The organism is Burkholderia sp. ZZQ-2, from assembly GCF_050768715.1.
GTDB classification, from domain to species: domain Bacteria; phylum Pseudomonadota; class Gammaproteobacteria; order Burkholderiales; family Burkholderiaceae; genus Burkholderia; species Burkholderia cepacia.
Window position 1 is genome coordinate 57215 of sequence record NZ_LDVA01000274.1, and the last position, 19923, is coordinate 77137.

The following is a 19923-nucleotide window of genomic DNA, read 5'->3' on the forward strand; positions in this document are numbered from 1 at the left end:
TCTAGTGCTGCAGTGCAATTATTTTGCTTCGTCGTGATAGCCGGTCACGCGCTCGACTTCGTTCTTCGAGCCAAGGAACACGGGCACGCGCTGGTGCAGGCCCGTCGGCTGGACTTCCATGATGCGCTGCGTGCCCGTCGTCGCGGCGCCGCCCGCTTGTTCGACGATGAACGACATCGGGTTCGCTTCGTACATCAGGCGCAGCTTGCCCGGACGATCGGGCGTGCGCTTGTCGGCCGGGTACATGAAGATGCCGCCGCGGTTCAGGATCCGGTGTACGTCGGCGACCATCGATGCGATCCAGCGCATGTTGAAGTTGTCGCCGCGCGGGCCGTCCTTGCCGGCGTTCAGTTCGTCGACGTAGCGCTTGACCGGGTCGTACCAGTGGCGTGCGTTCGATGCGTTGATCGCGTATTCGCGCGTGTCGGCCGGGATCTGCATGTTGCTCTGCGTGAGCACCCACGAGCCGACTTCGCGGTCGAGCGTGAAGCAGTTCACGCCGTTGCCGGTCGTCAGCACGAACACCGTCTGCGGGCCGTACACGGCGTAGCCGGCCGCGACCTGCTGCGTGCCCGGCTGCAGGAACGATTCCTCGGTTGCCTGCTTGCCGTCCGGGCAGCGCAGCACCGAGAAGATCGTGCCGATCGACACGTTCACGTCGATGTTCGACGAACCGTCGAGCGGATCGAACACGAGCAGGTATTCGCCGCGCGGGTAGTTCGCCGGGATCGGGAAGAAGGTTTCCATTTCTTCCGATGCCATCGCGGCGAGGTTGCCGCCCCATTCGTTCGCGTCGAGCAGGATCTCGTTCGACAGGATGTCGAGCTTCTTCTGCACTTCGCCCTGGACGTTCTCGCTGCCGGCGGTGCCGAGCGCCTCGCCGAGCGCGCCCTTCGACACGTTGTAGCTGATCGCCTTGCACGCGCGTGCGACGACTTCGATCAGCAGGCGCAGGTCGGCGGGGAGGTTGTTGGTCTCACGTTGCTGTTCGATCAGGAACTTCGACAGCGTGGTGCGGCGGGCAATGGACATGACAGACTCCAGAAGGCCAAAGAATCCTTGAATGGCCGCAATTTTACCCGCCGCGCCTCCCGTGCCGCCGGCTTTTTTCGTCCGGTTACATGGCCGGGCGGCCGGATCGGCCCGGTTTCTGGCAGCGACGATGCACGGGACGCGCCATGCAGCGGCGGCAAGCGGCGCGGTCAGACCCCGCGACTACGTCCGGGGCCGGCAGTATTCACGCAGTAAAAAAGCCGGTGCCGCCATGGGCGGCACCGGCTGTTTCGCGTGTGAGCGATGCGGAGAATTGCGTTACGCGAGCGCCTTCTCGACGATCTCGCGCACGTCGCGCGATTTCGCGCCTGCCGCGACCTGCTCGAGCGCTTCGCGCATGCGGTCGCGCAACGCGGGCGTGAAGCGGCGCCACAGTTCGAGCGAGCGGGCGAGGCGCGCCGCGACCTGCGGATTGATCGCGTCGAGCGCGAGCACCTGTTCGGCCCAGAATGCATAACCCGAGCCGTCCGCCGCGTGGAATTGCGCGGGGTTGGCCGCGCAGAAGCTGAAGATCAGCGAACGTGCGCGATTCGGATTCTTCAGGTTGAACGCGGGGTGCGCGAGCAGCTTGCGAACCTTCGCGAGCGTCGGCTGCGCGGGCGTACCGCGTTGCGCGGCCTGCATCGCGAACCATTTGTCGATCACGAGCGCTTCCTTCTCGAAGCGGCGGTAGAAATCGTCGAGCGCGTGCTCGGCCGGTTCGTTCGCGCCGGCGGCCGCGGCGGACAGCAGCGCGCCGAGTGCGGCCGCGCGATCGGTCATGTTGTTCGCCGCGTCGTATTGCGCGGTCGCGAGGCGCACGGCATCGGCCGGATCCTCGAGCTCGGCGAGATATGCGAGCGCGAGGTTCTTCAGCGCGCGGCGGCCGGAAGCCTCGGGCGTCGGTTCGTAGGCGCCGGGCGTCTGGTGCTGCTCGTATGTGGCGAGCCATTCGGCGCGCAGCGCGGTGGCGAGCTGGCGGCGCACGAACTGGCGCGCGCGATGCACGGCGGCCGGATCGGCTTCCGCCATCTGGTCGGCGAGGTAGGTTTCCGACGGCAGCGTCAGCGCGAGTTCGCGGAACGCGGGCGACAGCGTCGCGTCGGTCAGCACGCGGCGGAAGGCGGCAACGAAGTTCTCGCCGAGCGTGAGCGGCTCGTTCGCGGCGGCACGCGAGGCGAGCGTCAGCAGCGCGCGCGTCGCGAGGCGCTGGCCGGCTTCCCAGCGGTTGAACGGATCGCTGTCGTGCGCGAGCAGGAATGCGAGGTCGTCGTCGCTGTAGTCGTACTCGACGATCACCGGCGACGAGAAGTTGCGCAGCAGCGACGGCAGCGGTTGTTCCGGCACGTCGACGAACGTGAAGGTCTGTTCGGTGTCGGTGAAGTCGAGCACGCGCGTCGTGCCCGCCGCGGCGGCTTCGCCGTCGAGGCGCAGCGGCAGGTCGCGGCCGTCGCGGCCGATCAGGCCGATCGCGAACGGGATCAGCAGCGGCCCTTGCTGCGTTTCGCGCGCGGCCGGCGACGCGTCGCCGTAGCCCTGCGCGAGCGTGACGGTATAGCGGCGCGCGGCCGCGTCGTACGCGGTGCGCACCGACACGCGCGGCGTGCCGGCCTGGCTGTACCAGCGCTCGAACTGCGCGAGGTCACGCCCGTTCGCGTCGGCCATCGCGTGGCGGAAGTCGTCGCAGGTCACGGCGTGCCCGTCGTGGCGCTTGAAATACAGGTCCATCCCCTTGCGGAAGCCGTCGCGGCCGAACAGCGTCTGGTACATCCGCACGACTTCCGAGCCCTTCTCGTAGACGGTCATCGTGTAGAAGTTGTTGATCTCGACGTAGCTCTCCGGGCGCACCGGGTGCGCCATCGGGCCTGCATCCTCGGCGAATTGCAGCTGGCGCAGCACGCGCACGTCCTCGATGCGCTTGACCGCGCGGGCCGCCGATTCGACGGCGTCGCCCGCGGCCATGTCGGCCGAGAATTCCTGGTCGCGGAACACCGTCAGGCCTTCCTTCAGGCTCAGCTGGAACCAGTCGCGGCAGGTCACGCGGTTGCCGGTCCAGTTGTGGAAGTACTCGTGGCCGACTACCGATTCGATGTTCGCGAAGTCGGTGTCGGTCGCGGTCTCGGGGTTCGCCAGCACGTACTTCGTGTTGAAGATGTTGAGCCCCTTGTTTTCCATCGCGCCCATGTTGAAGTCGCCGACCGCGACGATCATGAAGCGGTCGAGATCGAGCTCGAGGCCGAAGCGCTTCTCGTCCCAGCGGATCGAATGGATCAGCGAATCCATCGCGTGACGCGTCTTGTCGAGATCGGCCGGCTCGACCCACACCTGCAGCAGCTTTTCCTTGCCCGAGCCGGTCGTGATCTTCTCCTCGATCGCGACGAGCTTGCCGGCGACCAGTGCGAACAGGTAGCTCGGCTTGCGGAACGGGTCTTCCCACTTCGCGAAGTGGCGGCCGTCGGGCAGGTCGCCGGAATCGACGAGGTTGCCGTTCGACAGCAGCACCGGGTAGGCGGCCTTGTCGGCGCGCAGCGTCACCGTGTACGACGCCATGACGTCCGGGCGATCGAGGAAGTAGGTGATGCGGCGAAAGCCTTCGGCTTCGCACTGCGTGAAGAAGTTGCCGCTCGATACATAGAGACCCGACAGCGTCGTATTCTGGTCGGGCGCGCATGCACTTTCGAGCGTCAGCTCGAATGCATCGGGGACGTTCTCGACGGTCAGCCCGTGCTCGTGCGCGCGCACGGCGCCATGCGGCGCGCCGTCCAGCCGTGCGCCGACGAATTCGAGCGCTTCGCCCATCAGCTCCAGGTGCGGCGCGGGCGCGGCGTCCGGGTTGCGGCGCACGCGCATCGTATTCCTGACGATCGTACGGGCCGCCGCGAGATCGAATTCGAGCGCAACGGCATCGATGAGAAAGGCCGGCGGCGTGTAGTCGGCGCGGCGGATCACGGTGGAGGAAGCGTTGTCGGACATGGTCGTCGAGATCGGTGGAGTGGGGGACGGGCCCGTGGCACGGGCCGGGCGAACCGGGCCATTGTACAAAGGCTTGCGGCTGCGTGCCGGGCGAACTTTTTACCGGTTCCGGGAGTCCGCGTATTATCGGCATCCCGTTACGGTTCGCGCGGTGCGACGAACGGGTGACGGATCGAAGAGGATCAACATGAAACGCGAATGGATTCAACGCGGTGCGGGCTGGGCGGCGGTGCTGTGCGTGGCGCTGCTGACCGGCTGCACCAGCTACGTGACGACCCAGGTCACGGCCTTCTCCGACTGGAGCGGCAGCGACGCGACACGCACCTATGCGTTCACCCGCACCGACGCGCAGAAGAACAGCATCGAGCAGTCGACCTACGAGCCGATCGTCGCGAACGAGCTGTCCACGTATGCGTACCGGCAGGTGCCGCAGGCGCAGGCGCGCTATCTCGTCGGGCTGACCTATGCGGTCGGCAGCGATCTCGTGACGGTGCCGCAGCCCGTCTATTACGATCCGTGGTTCGTCGGGCCGGGGCCGTACTGGCGGCGCGGGCCGTGGGGCCCGTGGGGGCCCTGGGGGCCGATGCCGGCCGGTTATGTCGCGCAGACGTACCAGGTGTTCGACTACACGCTCGGCATCCGCATCACCGAGCGCGCGACGGGCAAGGAGGTCTATAACGTGTCCGCGCGCACGACCGGCGACAACGGCACGCTGCTGTACGCGATGCCGTTCCTTGCGCGCAGCGCGCTCGCCGATTTCCCGCTGTCGAACGGCGCGGTCCGCTCGGTCCGGCTGCCGGTCGACAAGCGCGGCGGCCCGGCGGCACCGGCCGCCAACGAGCGCGCGGTGCCGGCTGCGCCCGCTTCGGGCGCAGCCGCCGCCAAGTAACGCGGCATCAGCCTCGGCGCGGCCGTCCGGCCGCGCCTGCCGTTTTCTTCCCCGTCAGACCCCGACGCCCAGCAGCGCCAGCGCGCCGAGCACGACGAACAGCACGGCCGCGATGCCGTGCACGAGCTTCGTCGGCAGGCGGTGCGCGAAACGGTCGCCGAGCAGGATCGCGGGTACGTTCGCGAGCATCATCCCGAACGTCGTGCCGGCCACGACACCGATGTAGTCCTGGAAGCGCGCGGCCAGCGCGACGGTCGCGATCTGCGTCTTGTCGCCCATTTCCGCGAGGAAGAACGCGACGAGGGTCGCACCGAACACGCCGAGCCGCGAGCGGTTGGCATTGGCCTCGTCGGCGTCGAGCTTGTCCGGCACGAGGATCCACAACCCCATCGCGATGAACGAGAACGCGAGCGCCCAGCGCATGATCGACGGCGTGACCAGCGCGCCGAGCCATTCGCCGAGCGCGCCGGCGAAACCGTGGTTCACGAGCGTCGCGACGAGCACACCGAGAATGATCGGCACCGGCTTGCGATAGCGTGCGGCCAGGACGAGGGAAAGCAACTGGGTCTTGTCGCCGATTTCAGCGAGCGCGACGGCGCCGGTGGAGATCAGGAAGGCTTGAGACACGTATGGGGTTCCACGGGCCGGTGTTGTGCGTGCGAGCGACGATCCACGGCGCGCCGGGCCCTGATGCGGCGCACTGTGAACCATCGGTCTCGCCAGGCCTAGGTGGCTGCGCCCGCCATGGCCGCAAGGCCAAGTCTGTTGACGGACGCCTCCGTCACGATGCGCGCCGGGGGCGCGGGACATCGAGCGGAGCGGCTACTCCCCAATGAGCGGCGAATTCTAGCACGGCGTGTCGCGCGCGGGAAAGCGGTCGAGCGGTGCGGTGCCTGGTGTCGGGGCGGGGATTGGCGTTCGGCAAGCTCCGGCCGTACAGCAGGCCCGGCAGGCGGGGAGCGGCCGCAGGCAGACGCGGCGGCGAACGCCCGCGCCTGCCGTGACACCCCCCGGAACGCCGTTACGCGGCGGGGCGCCGCGCCGCCCCGCGCTCGTGGACGAGTTCGCCGGCCGCATAGGTGCGGTACACCGCGCGGTCGTCGCCGAGCAGCGCGAACGCGAACAGCAGTTCCTCGAGCGAATCCGCGCGCTTCGTGCGGCGCGCGAGCAGCGGCGTGGCCTGCGGATCGAGCACGACGAAGTCGGCCTCGGTGCGCGGCTTGAGCGTGCCGACCGTGTCGGCGAGGTCGAGCGCCTGCGCGGCGCCGGCCGTCGCGAGCCAGAACATCCGGGTCGCGGTCAGATGGTGGCCCGACAGCCGCGCGACCTTGTGCGCTTCGTTCATCGTCTGCAGCATCGAGAACGACGTGCCGCCGCCGACGTCGGTCGCGAGCGTGACGGGCACGTCGTATTCACCGGCCTTGTCGAAATCGAACAGCCCGCTGCCGAGGAAGAAGTTCGACGTCGGGCAGTGCGCGACGACGGTGCGCGTCTCGGCCATCCGGCGCCGGTCCTCGTCGTCGAGGTGGATGCAGTGGCCGTACACCGCGCGCGGGCGCAGCAGCCCGTAGCGGTCGTAGATGTCGAGATAGCTGCGATGGCCGGGGAACAGCTCGGCCACCCATTTCACCTCGTCGACGTTCTCCGCGACGTGGCTCTGTACGAACACGTCCGGATGGCGGCGCGCGAGTTCGCTGCACGCCTCGAGCTGCGCTTCGGTCGACGTCGGCGCGAAACGCGGCGTGAGCGCGTACATCTGGCGGCCCTTGCCGTGCCAGCGGCCGATCAGCTCGGCGCTGTCGTCGTAACCGGATTGCGCGGTATCGCGCAGGAATTCGGGGCAGTTGCGATCCATCAGCACCTTGCCCGCGATCATCCGCAGGTCGCGCGCGTCGCTCGCCGCGAACAGCGCATCGGCCGACTGCTTGTGCACCGTGCAGTAGACGAGCGCGCTCGTCGTGCCGCAGGCGAGCAGTTCGTCGACGAAGAAGTCGGCCACCTCGCGCGCATGCTCGGGATCGCCGAACTGGCGCTCGGTCGGGAACGTGTACTTGTCCAGCCACGGCAGCAGGCCCGGCGCCGGCGACGCGATCATGTCCGTCTGCGGATAGTGGATGTGCGTGTCGATGAAGCCGGGCACGATCAGCTTGTCGCGCAGGTCATGGACGATCGCGTCGCGCGCGAGCGTCGCGGCGAGCGGCGCGTACGGGCCGGCCGCGACGACTTTGCCGTCGTCGACGATCAGGAGGCCGTCGGTCTCGTAGTTCGCGGCCTGGCTCGATTGCGCCGGGTCGCCGTTGAAAGTCAGCAGCTGGGAACGGAAAGCGGTTTGCGTCATGACGAATGGTCCTGCATCAAGGTAAGGCGAACAGAAGAAAGCGATCGACGCCGGAGGGCGGCGGGACGGCGTTTCGCGAGCGGTAGCGGCATGCTGCGTGCGGCACGACCGGAGGCGATTGCGCGGGCGAACGTGGCGGCCGAAGCCGCCGGCGAGTGGTTGCCGGCGGGCCTCGCAGCCGCTGCGTTCGCGACCGGAGCGGCGGCGAACGCAGCGGCAAACCGCGACGGCAAGCACGGGCGGGCGACGACGAATGGCGCGCTCGCCGCGCGGGCACGCACGCGACCGTTCCGGCGCGACGCCGGGCCGGTGGTTGCGAAGCGGATGCCGTTGCCGTGTTTCATCTGTCTGGCGTTCCTCGATGCGGGCCGTCAGGCGGCCTGCCAGTACGCGTCGAGGCGCGCGTACAGTGCGTCGCGCTGCGCCGGATCGATGAACGATGCCTCGAAGCCGTTGCGGATCACCGCATGGACTTCGGCATCCGTGAGTTGCAGCGCTTCGGCCGTCGCGAAGTAGTTTTCATTGACGTAGCCGCCGAAATAGGCCGGATCGTCGGAGTTGATCGTCACCGCGACGCCGCGATCGAGCAGCGCCTTCAGCGTGTGTTTCGCCATGTCGTCGAACACGCACAGCTTGAGGTTCGACAGCGGGCAGACGGTCAGTGCCGTGCGCGTCCTGGCGAGACGCTCGACCAGGGCCGCGTCCTCGATGCTGCGCACGCCGTGGTCGATCCGGTCGACCTTCAGCACGTCGAGCGCCTCGTAGATGTACGCGGGCGGGCCTTCCTCGCCCGCATGTGCGACGAGCTTCAGCCCGAGCGCGCGTGCCTTGTCGAACACGCGCGCGAACTTCGTCGGCGGATGGCCGAGTTCGGACGAGTCGAGGCCCACGCCGATCAGGCGATGGCGATAGCGCTCGAACAGCGGCAGCGCGGATTCGAACGTCGCGAGCGCGTCCTCTTCGGACAGGTGGCGCAGGAAGCACAGAATCAGCTTGCTCGACAGCCCGCGCTGCTCGTAATCGGCGAGTGCGCGCTCGATGCCCGCGACTACCGTCTCGATCGGCACGCCGCGTTCGGTGTGCGTTTGCGGATCGAAGAACAGTTCGGTGTGGACGACGTTGTCGGCGAGCGCGCGTTCGCAGTACGCGGCCGTCATGTCGTAGAAATCCTGCTCGGTCAGCAGCACGCTCGCGCCGGCGTAATAGATGTCGAGGAACGACTGCAGGTCGGTGAACGCGTAGGCGGCGCGCAGCGCGTCGATCGAGTCGTACGCGAGCTTCACGCCGTTGCGCTGCGCGAGCGCGAAGATCAGCTCGGGCTCGAGCGAGCCTTCGATGTGAATGTGCAGCTCCGCTTTCGGCGCGCGGGCGATCTTGTCCTTGAGTGTCGGGGTCATGGCGTCGTTCTTGGTCGGTCAGTAGGTAAGGGAAGCCTGCGCGGCCGCGTTCGCTTCGACGGCCTGCAGCAATTGCGCAGCCACCGAGATCGCGATCACTTCGGGCGCCTTGTCGATGATGCCTTCGACACCGATCGGGCAGCGCATCCGCGCGACCTGGGCCGGGTCGATGCCGATCGCCGCGAGGCGATGATCGAACTGCACGCGTTTGGCGTGCGAGCCGGTCATCCCGAAGTATGCATAGTCGCCGCGTCGCAGGATGCGCTCGGCCAGCACGAAATCGAGTGCGTGGTCGTGCGTCATCACGACGAAGTAGGACTGCGGCGGCGCCGTGTCGACGGCGTCGCCCGGGGCATCGGCCGCCTCGATCGCGAGGTTGCCGATGCCGGCGAGCGCGTCGGCCGGCGGGAACACCGCATCGGGCCCGTCGATCCAGCGCACCTGGCACGGCAGCGTCGCCAGCACCTTCACGAGCGCGGTGCCGATGTGCCCGGCGCCGAACAGCACGACGGGGAACGCATACGGCGCGATCGTTTCGGTCATCAGCGACACGCCGCCGGTTTCCCACAGCAGGCAGTCGGCACGCGCGGCTTCCGATTCGGGCTCGCTCAACAGCGGCGCGCCCGGCGAGGGGCCGAATGATACGCTACGCACGGTCGCGGCGCCGGCCGCGACACGCTTCGCGAGCGACATGATCCAGCCGAGATCGCCGACGTCGAGCCGCTCGAACGCGAGCACCACGGCGCCGCCGCAGCACTGGCCGAGACTCGGGCCGAGCGCGAGCCGTTCGAGCCGGCGCGCGTGCGGCACGTGCGCGCCGTCCTTCAGCAGATGCCGCGCGATCTCGATCGCCTTCCATTCCAGATGACCGCCGCCGATCGTATGGCGGGCCGTGTCGCGCGTGACGAGCATCTTGGTGCCGGCTTCGCGCGGCGCGGAGCCGTCGGTGTGCGCGACCGTCACGAGCACGGCGGCTTCGCCGTGCGCGAGCAGTTGCTGCAGATCGCCGAGCCAGGCTTCCATCAGCACACCCCTTGCGAAACGACGCGGCACGACACGCGGCGCGGGCTGGCGAGCGTGGCGGCAACGATGACGGACGGGAGCGGGGCGGGCCGGCCGCACGGCGAATGCGGTGCGGCGGCGCGGCGACAGTGCGCGCGGACGGCACCGCCGGATGCGCGGACGCCATGAGGGTGACGGATGCGGATGGTTTGCGTTGTCATGATGAATCCAGTCGACATTGCGGATCGGGCGCGCGTTACGCAGGGGGGGAGACCGCCTGGCCTCGCGCACGTAGATCGCCATCCAGTCCGGAAGATAGCACCGCACGGCGGCGGGAACATCGCGGGGCGGTGATCCGGGCTATCAGGAGGCGATCATGTCGATCATAGGCCCGCCGCCCGGGATCGGGGCGCCGATGCGTGCACATCGGGCCAAAACGCAGGCGTGGCGGGGCTGGGCGCGGAAGTCGCGCGATGCGCGTTCGCCAGGCTATCCGGGCGGCGGCGAGGTAGGTGTTTACGCGGGGCCGCCCGGGTACGGCCGGTCAGGGGCGACCGGCCGGGCCGCTTCGGCGAGTGCTCCGGTGCCGGGCTTGCCGGCTGGCGGCGTGTGGCCCGGGTGAGCGGGCCGCGCGCAGGCCGGTGCGAAACCGGCCGGTCATGCCGCGAGCTTGCGGCGATGGCGCCAGAGGCTCGCGACGACGGCAACCAGGATCGCGGCGAAGCCGATCAGCGCCCAGCCGGGCAGCAGGATGCCGAAGATCGGCGGGTAGACGGTCTCGCACAGCCCGGCGACCTTGAACATGCCGGGGAACCACTGCGCGGGCGGCAGGCTGTCGACGATCGGCTGCAGCGTGTCGAAGCCGCAGCTGAAGCCAGGATTCATCTGGATCGACAGATGCCGGGCGGCCGTGCCGACGCCGCCGGCCGCGGCGATCGCGATCAGCAGCTCGAGCACCCAGATGACGCGCCAGTTGCGGATCCCGGCGGCCAGGAACGCGAAGATCCCGATCGCGCAGAAGAAGTAGCGCTGGATGATGCACAGCGGGCAGGGATCTTCGTTCTTCACGTACTGCAGGTAGAGCGCACCGGCCAGCAGGGCGATGCACACCCAGCCGAGCAGCATCAGCAGGCGGCGTTCGCGGCGGATTGCGAGCGTGTAGTCGTTCATGTCGGCGGGGTTCCTCGTGGGGTCGGTCCGGAAAACAATCGCGCGATTTTAGCGCGAACGGTCTGGCACGAAACTGACAGCGCGCGTGCGGCAACCTGCCGCACCGCGCGCCCTGTCCGCCGGCGCTCGGCTGGCTGCGTTCAGCGGATCGTATTGAGCACGGCCTCGACGGCCTGGCCGATCGCGAGCAGCGCGTCGTCGCGATGCGGTGCGGCCGCGAGCATCAGGCCGACCGGCGCCGCGTCGCGCGGATGGCACGGCAGCGACAGCGCGCACGCGTCGAGGAAGTTGAACGCGCTCGGGTTGCGCAGGATCAGCGCGTTGGTGCGCGTGAACGCGGCGTCGTCCGTTTCGAGGTCGGCGATGCGCGGCGGCACGACCGGCACCGTCGGCGCGACGAGCGCATCGAAGCGCGCCCAGACCGTGTGCGCGGCTTCGGCGAGCATCGCGGTGCGCGCGGCGAGCAGGTCGAGATAGTCGGCCGCGCTCGCGGGTTCGCCCTTCAGGATGCGCGTGAGCACGCGCGGATCGTACTGGTCGCGGTGCCGAGCGAGCAGCGGGCGATGCCATGCGTAGGCCTCGATCGGCGAGAAGCCGAAGCGGTTGACGTCCGGCAGCCGGTCGAGCGCAGGGAAGCGCACTTCCGTGACGATCGCGCCGGCGGCTTCGAGATGCTTGAGCGCGGCGTCGAGCGCGGCCGCGACGTCGGCATCGACACCGTCCGTCACGTAGTTCGTCAGCACGCCGAGCCGTACGCCCTCGAGCGGCCGGGCGGCCGGCACGTGCGGTTCGAGGCCCGCGAGCATCCGGTCGACGAGCGCGCAGCAGGCGACCGTCAGGCCGATCGGGCCGAACGAGTCGAGCGTCGTCGACAGCGGTACGCCGCCTTGTGTCGGGATCCGGCTCGCGGTCGGCTTGAATCCCGTCAGCCCGCACAGCGCGGCCGGAATGCGGATCGAGCCGCCCGTGTCGGTGCCGAGCGCGACGGCGGCCATCCCGTCGGCGACGGACGCGGCCGCGCCGGACGACGAGCCGCCGGAAATTCGTGCGTCGCCCGGCACGTCGCGGTGGTACGGCGAGCGCGGGTGGCCGAAGTGCGGATTCAGCCCGAGCCCCGAGAATGCGAACTCGCTCATGTTGGTGCGGCCGACCAGCACCGCGCCCGCCCGCTTGAGCCGGGCGACGGCGACCGCATCGGTGCGCGCGGCCGGCGCGCCGTCGAGCACGCGCGAACCCGCGCGCGTCACCTGGCCCGCGACGTCGAACAGGTCCTTGACCGACACGGGAATGCCCGCGAGCGGCGACAGCACGGTGCCCGCGGCGCGCAGCCGGTCGTGCGCGTCGGCGGCGGCACGCGCGTTGTCGGCATCGACTTCGGTGAAGACGACCGCGCCCTGGCCCGACGGATCGGCGATCCGGTCGAGCGCGGTGTCGACGAGCGCGCGGCTCGTGGTCCGGCCGGCGGCGAGATCGGCGGCGAGCTGGGCGAGCGGGGGAAAGGGCGTGAAAGTGGTCATGGCGGCTCAGGGGCGAAGATGTTGAAGAAGCGTGGAGCGGAACGAGTCGATATGGTTTTCGACGGCCGCGCGTGCGCCGGCGGCATCGCGCGCGGACAGCCGGTCGAACAGTTCGCGATGTTCGTGCTGGACGTCGGCGAGATGGTGGGGTTCGGACAGCGTGACGAACCAGAAGCGCAGCGAGCGTTCGTGCAGCGCGCGCAGGATCTCGGCGAGAACCGCATTGCGCGCGGCCGCGGCGATCGCCTGGTGGAACGCGCGGTCGAGTTCCATCATGCCCTCGACGTCGTGCGTGTCGACGCACGCCTGTCCTTCGTCGAGCAGCGCGGCCAGGCGCGCGAGATCGTCGGGCGTCGCATGGCGCGCGGCGAGTTCCGCGCAGTGCGCTTCGTTGATGCGCCGCACGTCGATCACCGCGACGATGTCGTCGAGCGACAGCGGCTGCACCATCAATCCCTTGCGCGGCATCACGGACAGCAGCCCTTCGAGTACGAGCCGATGCACGGCCTGGTGCACCGGCGTGCGGCCGATCCCGGTGCGGGCGACGAGGTCGGCTTCGTTGAGTGCGGCGCCGGGCTTCAGGCGCATCGTGATGATGTCGCGCTGGATCAGTGCGTACGCGCGGTCGGCGAGGCTGGCCGCCGGTGCGGCGGGGCGGTCGCGGGTGACGTCGGTCAGGGCATTCATGCGGGGTGCGGCGCGGCGGCCGGACGGGGCGCGATCATGGCGCGGGCGATCGGGAAGCGTGGACGATGGCTGGATATTATTGTGATATATCACTGGTGTCCAGTACCGGCGGCGGTGCACCGGCTTGCCGGCGCGAGGGACGGGGGCGCTTGTCGGCGCAGTTTGCCGCCGACTTGCAACAATATCGACAGGATGTTGCAGGTTTGCCGCGCGATCGTGCGCTGACGCATAATGAATCCTCGTTTATCCATACGCGTGAGCGACGTACCAGACCATCGTCATGAGCGAAAACACGCCTTCCCCGGCCGGTCTGCCCGGCACCTCCTCCGTTTCTTCCGATTCCCCCCGTACCGATCCGGCGAAAGCGCCCGATGCGCCGGCAGTCCAGGCCGCCGCGCAGGACGTCGCCGCGGACGGCGCGTCGCCGGTCACGGCGGCGTCCGAGCCGGGTGCGCCCGGTGCAACGGGCACCGCCGTCGATGGCGCTGTTGCCACGCCGCCGAAGCATGGCGCGCCGCCGCCGGGGTTCGGCGCGCAGCCCGACTTCGACACGCCGCGCCCGCCGCCGGCGAGCGCGCAGAATGCGCCGCCGGCCTACCTGAAGCAGAGCGACACGCCGTGGTCGGTGTTCGGCCGGATCGTGGCCGCGCGCGCGCGCCGGCTGTTCGACCGCGCCGGCCAGCGCATCACGCAGCGCACGCTGCGCATCGGCGTGTCGGCGCGGATCTTCCATCCGGAACCGGGTGCGAAGGGGCTGCGGGGCAAGACACTGCAGTATCTCGAGGAATCGATCGCGCACTGGGTGATGTCGCGCGACGTGCTCGTGTTCATGATTCCGACCGTCGGCCACCAGGGCATGATTCACCCGAGCAACATCCGCCTGCGCGACTACGCGAAGCATCTCGACGGGCTGCTGCTGCAGGGCGGCGCCGACGTGTCGCCGCAAACCTACGCCGCGTCCGACGCCCGCCCCGAATGGCCGGGCGATCGCGTGCGCGACATGTACGAACTCGAGCTGCTGCACGAGTTCGTCGAATCCGGCAAACCCGTCCTCGGCGTATGCCGCGGCTGCCAGCTGATCAACGTCGCGTTCGGCGGCTCGCTGTACCAGGACATCGCCACCGACGTGCCGACCGCGAATGCGCACGTGAGCGAGCATTACGACCAGCATCGACACGCGATCCGCTTTCCCGATTCGTCGACGCTCGCGAGCATGTTCCCCGGGCGCAGCGAGGCGATCGTCAACTCGATTCACCATCAGGCGATCCGCGATCTCGGCCGCGATCTGAACATCGAGGCCGTGTCGGCGGGCGACGGGATCATCGAGGGCATTCGTCATCGGCGTTCGCCGTTCGTCGTCGGCGTGCAGTGGCACCCCGAGTTCCATCGCGCCGGCGGCTCGGAGCTGCTCGACTGCACGCCGCTGCTCGATGCGTTCCTGCGCGCGGCGCGCGAAACCCGCCTGTAGCCAGCCCCTTTCTTCGCGTCGTACGAAGGCCGGCCGCATCCCGATAAATTCGAGATGCGGCCATTTCGTTTTGAACGATAATCGCGAGTTCCGAATCGTTCGCCGGAGTCCGACGTTGGTTTTCCGAAATTTCTCCCCTGCACGATGCGCAACGTGGATCGTTGCGCTGGCTGCCTGCACGCAAGCAGGCACGGCCTGGTCCGCCGACGCGACCGCGCCGGCCGCCGGTACGCGCCCGGCGGTCACGAGCCTGCGCGGCGACGCGGCGGCGTCCGCCACGGTGGCGACGGATGCATCCGCGCAAGGCAACGTCGCCGAGCTGACGCAGATGCTGCACGATGGCCGGATCGTCGAAATGCGCACGACGTACAACGGCAGCTACGGTGCGAGCCTGATGTTCGATCCGCGCGAGATGACGTACTACGTCGCGCTGTTCCAGGACAAGCACCTGTGGCGTGTGATCCGGTCGCAGGAGAAGAGCCGCGCGGAGATGGTGTACGCGAACTTCGTTCAGCAGACCGTACAACTCGCCGATATCGAGATCCGTCGTACCGAGCTGGAGGCGCAGAAAGCGTTTCTCGAGCGCGTGATCGCGCTGCAGGCGAACCGTGCGCAGCAGTTGCAGGCCGACCTGAGCGTTGCGCGTAGCCAGCAGGCCGAAGTCGCGCAACGGCAGCGTTCGGCGCAGGAGCAGGCACAGGCGCTGCAGGTCGAGAAGCGGGCCGCGCAGATGCAGTTGCGTGATCTGCAGGAGCAGGTGCGGCAACTCGAGAAGCAGACCGAGACGGGGCTGCCGGCACACAAGTAACGATTCGTCAGACGGACGGAGAGAGACGGGCAAAACCCGGCGAAGCGCGCTTCGCCGGGTTTTTTTCATGGTGCGGCCGTCAGTGCGCGAACGCGTCCGGCGTATCGGTCAGGCGGCGGTGGGACAGTTGTGCCGTCCAGTCGAAACCGGCGGCGGGCGTGTGCGATGCGCACTCGGGTTGGGTAGCGCGCAGCGCGCTTGCCATTGCGATCAGCGTGAGCGGATCGTCGAGCGTGTCGCGTGGTTCGGCGATTGCGGGCGACGCGGGGGCGAACTGATCATGTGCGCGTGGGGCAACCGTGCTGCTCCGGACCGGTGGGCGCGCGGCCAGCCGCGACGGGGTCGCGGGCCGGGCCGGTGCCGCCGTCGCGCCGCGTTTGTCGTTCGAACGGAGTGACGATGCAATGGCCGCGGGCGGCACGTTGGACGTTGCGTCGGGACGAAGCGGTGCCGGACGACGCGCGACGTGGTGCATGACCTGCGGCGCTTCGGCCGTTGTCGCGACAGGCGCGGCCATCGTGCGCTGCGGTGGCGTGCTCGTCGACGTATCCGGCTGTACCGTCGCGACCTGCACGGTGCCGGACCACGACGTAGCGTGATCCGGCACGCTGCCGGCCGCTTGAATCGCGTATGTGGGCCCGAAGCCCGCAGGCGGTTCATATGCGGCGATCAGCCAGCCGATGATGCCGAGCGCGCCGATGCTCCAGCAGATCGCATACCGCGCACGCCGGTCGTGAGAACGGCGGATGCGCGCGCCGGTAACGCCGGCCGGCACGACCGGCGCGCCAGCCGAAACCGGCATCGATAACGCCACGGACCGCGGCTGCCAGCGGCATGCGCTGTGCGGCCGGTCGACGTCGATGCAGGATGTCGTCAGCGTGGCGAGACAGTGCCTGTCGGGCCGTGCACCGGGCGCGCCGCGAAAGGTCCATTCGCGGCCGAACGACGGAGCGATATCGAGCGGCTTGACGCGAGGGCGGGCGAGTGCGCCTTCGACGGGGACGAGTGGCGATGGGGTCATGAGGGCGGTACGCCGTGCGACACGGGCAACCTTGCCGGCCGCGGCGCGGAAATGTCGTCGCAAATCGTGACATTGTGGTCAGGTGGCGAGAGCAGGTCGATCAGATCAATCCGATTTTTTCTTCCGATTCGGGGCGACTCGTACGAGAAGAGTGCCGCGACGGCAATGGCAACGGTCGCGGCGGCACAAGGCAAATGTCGGGTTGGCGTGGCATGATGCGCGAACCATGCCGGTGCGCGCGTCGTCGCGCGGCGCGCCGCCGGCGGGCAGCGATGCCCGTGCGCGCCGGCCCGGCGCCGCGTGCGTCGTCGGATCCATGCGGCGCGGATTCGCGCCATCCGAGCTGAGCGAGAAAAACATGTCCACAGCGTCACACGCCATCACGCAGGAATCGAAATTCCGCACCGTGTTCCGCGTCGTCAGCGGCAACTTCCTGGAAATGTACGACTTCATGGTCTACGGCTATTACGCGTCGGCCATCGCGAAAACCTACTTTCCGAGCGGCAACGCATTCGCGTCGCTGATGCTGTCGCTGTCGGTGTTCGGCGCGGGCTTCCTGATGCGCCCGGTCGGCGCGATCGTGCTCGGTGCGTACATCGACCACCACGGCCGGCGCAAGGGGCTGATCCTGACACTCGGGCTGATGGCGCTCGGCACGCTCACGGTGGCCGCGATACCCGGCTACGCGACGATCGGCGTGCTCGCGCCGGTGCTCGTGCTGCTCGGCCGGCTGCTGCAGGGCTTTTCTGCGGGCGTCGAACTCGGCGGCGTGTCGGTCTATCTGTCGGAGATCGCGACGAAGGGCCACAAGGGGTTCTATACGTCGTGGCAGTCGGGCAGCCAGCAGGTGGCCGTGGTGTTCGCCGCGTTCGTCGGCGTGCTGCTCAACCGTGCACTGCCGGTCGAGGAGATGACCGCGTGGGGTTGGCGCATTCCGTTCCTGATCGGCTGCCTGATCGTGCCGTTCCTGTTCCTGATCCGGCGTTCGCTGAAGGAGACCGACGAGTTCCTCGCGAAGCGTCATCGTCCGACGATGGGCGAGATCATGCGTTCGATGCTCGACAACTGGGGCGTCGTGGTGGCGGGCATGGGGATGGTGATCATGACGACGGTGTCGTTCTACATGATCACCGCCTATACGCCGACGTTCGGCAAGGAAGTGCTGCACCTGTCGTCGCTCGACGCGCTCGTCGTGACCGTCTGCGTGGGGATTTCCAATCTCGTGTGGCTGCCGCTGTCCGGTGCGTTGTCCGACCGCATCGGTCGCCGCCCGGTGCTGATTGCGTTTACCGTGCTGACGCTGCTGTCGGCTTACCCGGCCGTGCTGTGGCTCGTCGGCGATCCGTCGTTCCTGCGGCTGCTCGCGGTCGAGCTGTGGCTGTCATTCCTGTATGCGTCGTATAACGGCGCAATGGTCGTCGCGCTGACCGAAGTGATGCCGGCCGACGTGCGCACGGCCGGTTTCTCGCTGGCATACAGCCTGGCGACGACGATCGGCGGCTTCACGCCCGCGATCTCGACGCTGCTGATTCATCAGACCGGCAACAAGGCCGCGCCGGGGCTGTGGCTGAGCGTTGCCGCGATTTGCGGGCTGATCGCGACACTCGTGCTGTATCGCACGCCCGAGGCTCGCAACCAGTACAAGGCGGCCTGACAGGCAAGCGCACGTCGCGCGGCGCCGGCCGCGCGCGTCGCATGGACAAAGGGAGCCCGGGTGAACGGCGCTCCCTTTTTTCGTCCGCGTTCAGGCTTCGCGCAGCATGCCGGCGACTGCTGTCGCCACGTCGAGCCATTGCCCCGGTGCGGGCTGGCGGGCGAGCCTGGCCTGCGGATACCACGGGCAGTCGTCGCCGGTGAACCACCGCCAGTCGGGCGCGAATGGCAGCATGACCCACAGTGGCTTGCCGAGCGCGCCGGCGAGATGCGCGACCGCGGTATCGATCGTGACGACGCCGTCGAGCCGCTCGATCAGCGCGGCCGTGTCGGCAAAGTCGTTCAACCGGCCGTCGAACCGGTGCACGCGCGGATGCGCGTCGACGCGCGCGCGTTCGTCCTCGTCGAGTGCGGGTTGCAGCACGATCCAGTCGATATCCGGCAGCGCGAGCAGCGGCGCGAGCGCGTCGAACGGCATCGAGCGGTTTTCCTGCGCCTGCCGGCGCCCCGACCATGCAAGGCCGAACTTGCGCTTCGACTGCCCGCCGAGCGAGCCGCGAAAGCGCCTGCCGGCGCCGTCGGGGGCATCGAGGTAGCGCGAGCCCGCGACGATGTCCTCCGCCTGAAGCCCGAGCAGGAACGGCAAGCTCATCAGCGTGCAGGCGACATCCGCGGTGGGCGGTTTCGCGGTGCCCTGTGCGACGAGGGTCACGCGCCAGCGCGCGGCCGCCGGCGCCAGCAGCGTAACGAGTTCCGGCTGGACTTCGAGCACGACGCGCGCGCAGCGCGCGCGGGCGAGCGGCACGAAGCGGACGAACTGCAGCGTGTCGCCGAAGCCCTGTTCCGCGCGGATCAGCAGCGTACGCGACGCAATCGGTTCGCCTTGCCAGCGCGGCAGCGTGCCGAGCGGCGTCGCGCCCGGCGTGTCGTGGCGCGCTTCATAGGCGGGCAGGCCGCGCGTGAAGTCGCCGAGCGTCAGCAGCGTGACCGCGCGGTGCAGCCGTGCCAGCGTGAGATCGGGGGCGACACGCAGCGCCTGGTCGAACGCGCGCAGCGCCATCTCGTGCGCACCGAGCGCGTGATGTGCGTTGCCGAGGTTCAGCCAGGCCAGGCTGAACGACGGATCGAGACCGACCGCTCGCTCGTAGAAGGGCAGCGCGTCGCGGTGGCGCGCCTGCGCGCTTAGTGCGTTCGCGAGCCCGAACAGCGCGAGCGGAAACGGCGGATGCAGCGCGAGCGCGGCTTCGAACGCGGCGGCCGCCTCGGCATGCCGGCCGACCGCGTCGAACGTGTTGCCGAGATTGAAGTGCGCGGCGACGAAGCGCGGCTGCGCGGCGATCGCGGCCTGGAAGTGCGCGATCGCATCGTCGGCGCGGCCCATCGCGTTCAGCGCCATCGCGAGGTTGTTGTGCGCCCCCGCATGCCCCGGCCGCAACTCGAGCGCGCGATGGAACGCGGCGAGCGCATCGTCGTGGCGGCCGAGCGCGTTCAGCGCGTTGCCGAGATTGTTGTGGATCGATGCATCGTCGGGCGTGAGCCGCAGCGCGCGGCCGAATGCGTCGATCGCATCGTCGTGGCGCTGCAGCGCCGCATACGCGTTGCCGAGGTTGTAGTGCGCGAGCGGAAATTCGGGCGCGAGCGTCAGCGCGTTGCGAAAGCGGTCGACCGCTTCGTCGAGCCGGCCGAGCGCCTTCAGCGCGTTGCCGAGATTGAGCTGCAGCGCGGCATCGTCCGGACGCAGCGCGACGGCGCGGCCGACGAGGTCGGCCGCCTCGGCGTGCTGGCCCTGCTGGTGCCGCAGCACGCCGAACAGATGCAGCGCGTCGGCGTTGGCGGGATCGGAGGCGAGCGCGTTGCGATAGCCGTGCTCGGCCTCGGCGAGGCGGCCCGCGCGGTGTGCGGCATACGCTCGGTCGAATGCGGTATCCATGACGCGAAAACTGACGGAAAGGGCGTATTTTCCCACAC

Annotated in this window: 16 protein-coding genes and 1 riboswitch; of the genes, 4 read left to right on the plus strand and 12 right to left on the minus strand. The window is 68.9% G+C overall.

Going from position 1 to position 19923, the window contains the following annotated elements; genetic code table 11:
- Positions 1–18: 18 nt before the first annotated feature.
- The gene (locus ABY44_RS21875; RefSeq protein WP_006485729.1) at positions 19–1032 is read right to left on the minus strand and encodes a class 1 fructose-bisphosphatase; all 1014 of its coding nucleotides are present in this window, start codon (positions 1030–1032) and stop codon (positions 19–21) included.
- 279 nt (positions 1033–1311) lie between these two features.
- Complete coding sequence (gene pepN, locus ABY44_RS21880) at positions 1312–4005, minus strand: aminopeptidase N (protein ID WP_060174693.1); 2694 nt, start codon at positions 4003–4005, stop codon at positions 1312–1314.
- Between the two features lie 187 nt (positions 4006–4192).
- Between pepN and ABY44_RS21885 the strand changes: the two genes are divergently transcribed.
- Positions 4193–4894: a DUF4136 domain-containing protein gene (locus ABY44_RS21885; RefSeq protein ID WP_431641985.1), complete on the plus strand. Its 702-nt coding sequence runs from the start codon at positions 4193–4195 to the stop codon at positions 4892–4894.
- 54 nt (positions 4895–4948) lie between these two features.
- Here the strand turns inward: ABY44_RS21885 and ABY44_RS21890 are convergent, their stop codons facing one another.
- The 8 genes from ABY44_RS21890 to ABY44_RS21925 form a co-directional block, all read right to left on the minus strand.
- Positions 4949–5521: a TMEM165/GDT1 family protein gene (locus tag ABY44_RS21890; RefSeq protein WP_021163944.1), complete on the minus strand. Its 573-nt coding sequence runs from the start codon at positions 5519–5521 to the stop codon at positions 4949–4951.
- 78 nt (positions 5522–5599) lie between these two features.
- Positions 5600–5737, minus strand: a riboswitch (yybP-ykoY riboswitch).
- Between the two features lie 178 nt (positions 5738–5915).
- Positions 5916–7232, minus strand: a complete 1317-nt coding sequence (gene guaD / locus ABY44_RS21895) for a guanine deaminase (protein ID WP_431641989.1) — start codon at positions 7230–7232, stop codon at positions 5916–5918.
- Positions 7229–7576, minus strand: a complete 348-nt coding sequence (locus ABY44_RS21900) for a hypothetical protein (protein ID WP_081072610.1) — start codon at positions 7574–7576, stop codon at positions 7229–7231. The genes guaD and ABY44_RS21900 overlap by 4 nt, the downstream gene beginning before the upstream one ends.
- A gap of 27 nt (positions 7577–7603) precedes the next feature.
- A complete protein-coding gene (locus tag ABY44_RS21905; protein ID WP_060174695.1) occupies positions 7604–8629 on the minus strand; it encodes an adenosine deaminase in 1026 nt (341 codons plus the stop codon).
- 18 nt (positions 8630–8647) lie between these two features.
- Positions 8648–9652, minus strand: coding sequence for a xanthine dehydrogenase accessory protein XdhC (gene xdhC, locus ABY44_RS21910; protein WP_431641993.1), 1005 nt, complete (start codon positions 9650–9652; stop codon positions 8648–8650).
- 636 nt (positions 9653–10288) lie between these two features.
- Positions 10289–10801 (minus strand): disulfide bond formation protein B, encoded by a 513-nt coding sequence (locus ABY44_RS21915; protein WP_027788084.1) that lies wholly within the window; start codon positions 10799–10801, stop codon positions 10289–10291.
- 140 nt (positions 10802–10941) lie between these two features.
- Entirely contained in the window at positions 10942–12318 is a 1377-nt protein-coding gene (locus ABY44_RS21920; protein WP_060174697.1) for an amidase, read from the minus strand.
- Positions 12319–12324: 6 nt separating this feature from the next.
- Positions 12325–13005, minus strand: a complete 681-nt coding sequence (locus ABY44_RS21925; protein ID WP_027788082.1) for a GntR family transcriptional regulator — start codon at positions 13003–13005, stop codon at positions 12325–12327.
- A 280-nt stretch (positions 13006–13285) separates the two neighbouring features.
- Here ABY44_RS21925 and ABY44_RS21930 point away from each other — a divergent pair, with 280 nt between their 5' ends.
- Both ABY44_RS21930 and ABY44_RS21935 read left to right on the plus strand, forming a co-directional pair.
- On the plus strand, positions 13286–14473 hold the full coding sequence (locus tag ABY44_RS21930; protein ID WP_060174698.1) for a gamma-glutamyl-gamma-aminobutyrate hydrolase family protein: 1188 nt from the start codon (positions 13286–13288) through the stop codon (positions 14471–14473).
- Positions 14474–14588: 115 nt separating this feature from the next.
- A complete protein-coding gene (locus ABY44_RS21935) occupies positions 14589–15281 on the plus strand; it encodes a DUF2968 domain-containing protein (RefSeq protein WP_027788080.1) in 693 nt (230 codons plus the stop codon).
- Between the two features lie 79 nt (positions 15282–15360).
- On the opposite strand, the gene ABY44_RS21940 is transcribed toward ABY44_RS21935, so the two are convergent.
- Entirely contained in the window at positions 15361–16302 is a 942-nt protein-coding gene (locus tag ABY44_RS21940; RefSeq protein ID WP_060174699.1) for a hypothetical protein, read from the minus strand.
- 358 nt (positions 16303–16660) lie between these two features.
- On the opposite strand from ABY44_RS21940, the gene ABY44_RS21945 reads away from it, so the two are divergent.
- Entirely contained in the window at positions 16661–17956 is a 1296-nt protein-coding gene (locus ABY44_RS21945) for an MFS transporter (RefSeq protein ID WP_059695985.1), read from the plus strand.
- Positions 17957–18046: 90 nt separating this feature from the next.
- On the opposite strand, the gene ABY44_RS21950 is transcribed toward ABY44_RS21945, so the two are convergent.
- Positions 18047–19885 carry a tetratricopeptide repeat protein gene (locus ABY44_RS21950; RefSeq protein ID WP_414143082.1) on the minus strand — a complete coding sequence of 613 codons (1839 nt, stop codon included), beginning with the start codon at positions 19883–19885 and terminating at the stop codon, positions 18047–18049.
- Positions 19886–19923: the final 38 nt, after the last annotated feature.

Bases quoted from the DNA above. Each gene is read 5' to 3' on its own strand.
- ABY44_RS21875 (WP_006485729.1), bottom strand. From the start codon at position 1,032: ATGTCCATTGCCCGCCGCACCACGCTGTCGAAGTTCCTGATCGAACAG.
- pepN (WP_060174693.1), bottom strand. From the start codon at position 4,005: ATGTCCGACAACGCTTCCTCCACCGTGATCCGCCGCGCCGACTACACG.
- ABY44_RS21885 (WP_431641985.1), top strand. From the start codon at position 4,193: ATGAAACGCGAATGGATTCAACGCGGTGCGGGCTGGGCGGCGGTGCTG.
- guaD (WP_431641989.1), bottom strand. From the start codon at position 7,232: ATGACGCAAACCGCTTTCCGTTCCCAGCTGCTGACTTTCAACGGCGAC.
- ABY44_RS21900 (WP_081072610.1), bottom strand. From the start codon at position 7,576: ATGAAACACGGCAACGGCATCCGCTTCGCAACCACCGGCCCGGCGTCG.
- ABY44_RS21905 (WP_060174695.1), bottom strand. From the start codon at position 8,629: ATGACCCCGACACTCAAGGACAAGATCGCCCGCGCGCCGAAAGCGGAG.
- xdhC (WP_431641993.1), bottom strand. From the start codon at position 9,652: ATGGAAGCCTGGCTCGGCGATCTGCAGCAACTGCTCGCGCACGGCGAA.
- ABY44_RS21915 (WP_027788084.1), bottom strand. From the start codon at position 10,801: ATGAACGACTACACGCTCGCAATCCGCCGCGAACGCCGCCTGCTGATG.
- ABY44_RS21920 (WP_060174697.1), bottom strand. From the start codon at position 12,318: ATGACCACTTTCACGCCCTTTCCCCCGCTCGCCCAGCTCGCCGCCGAT.
- ABY44_RS21925 (WP_027788082.1), bottom strand. From the start codon at position 13,005: ATGAATGCCCTGACCGACGTCACCCGCGACCGCCCCGCCGCACCGGCG.
- ABY44_RS21930 (WP_060174698.1), top strand. From the start codon at position 13,286: ATGAGCGAAAACACGCCTTCCCCGGCCGGTCTGCCCGGCACCTCCTCC.
- ABY44_RS21940 (WP_060174699.1), bottom strand. From the start codon at position 16,302: ATGACCCCATCGCCACTCGTCCCCGTCGAAGGCGCACTCGCCCGCCCT.
- ABY44_RS21945 (WP_059695985.1), top strand. From the start codon at position 16,661: ATGTCCACAGCGTCACACGCCATCACGCAGGAATCGAAATTCCGCACC.
- ABY44_RS21950 (WP_414143082.1), bottom strand. From the start codon at position 19,885: ATGGATACCGCATTCGACCGAGCGTATGCCGCACACCGCGCGGGCCGC.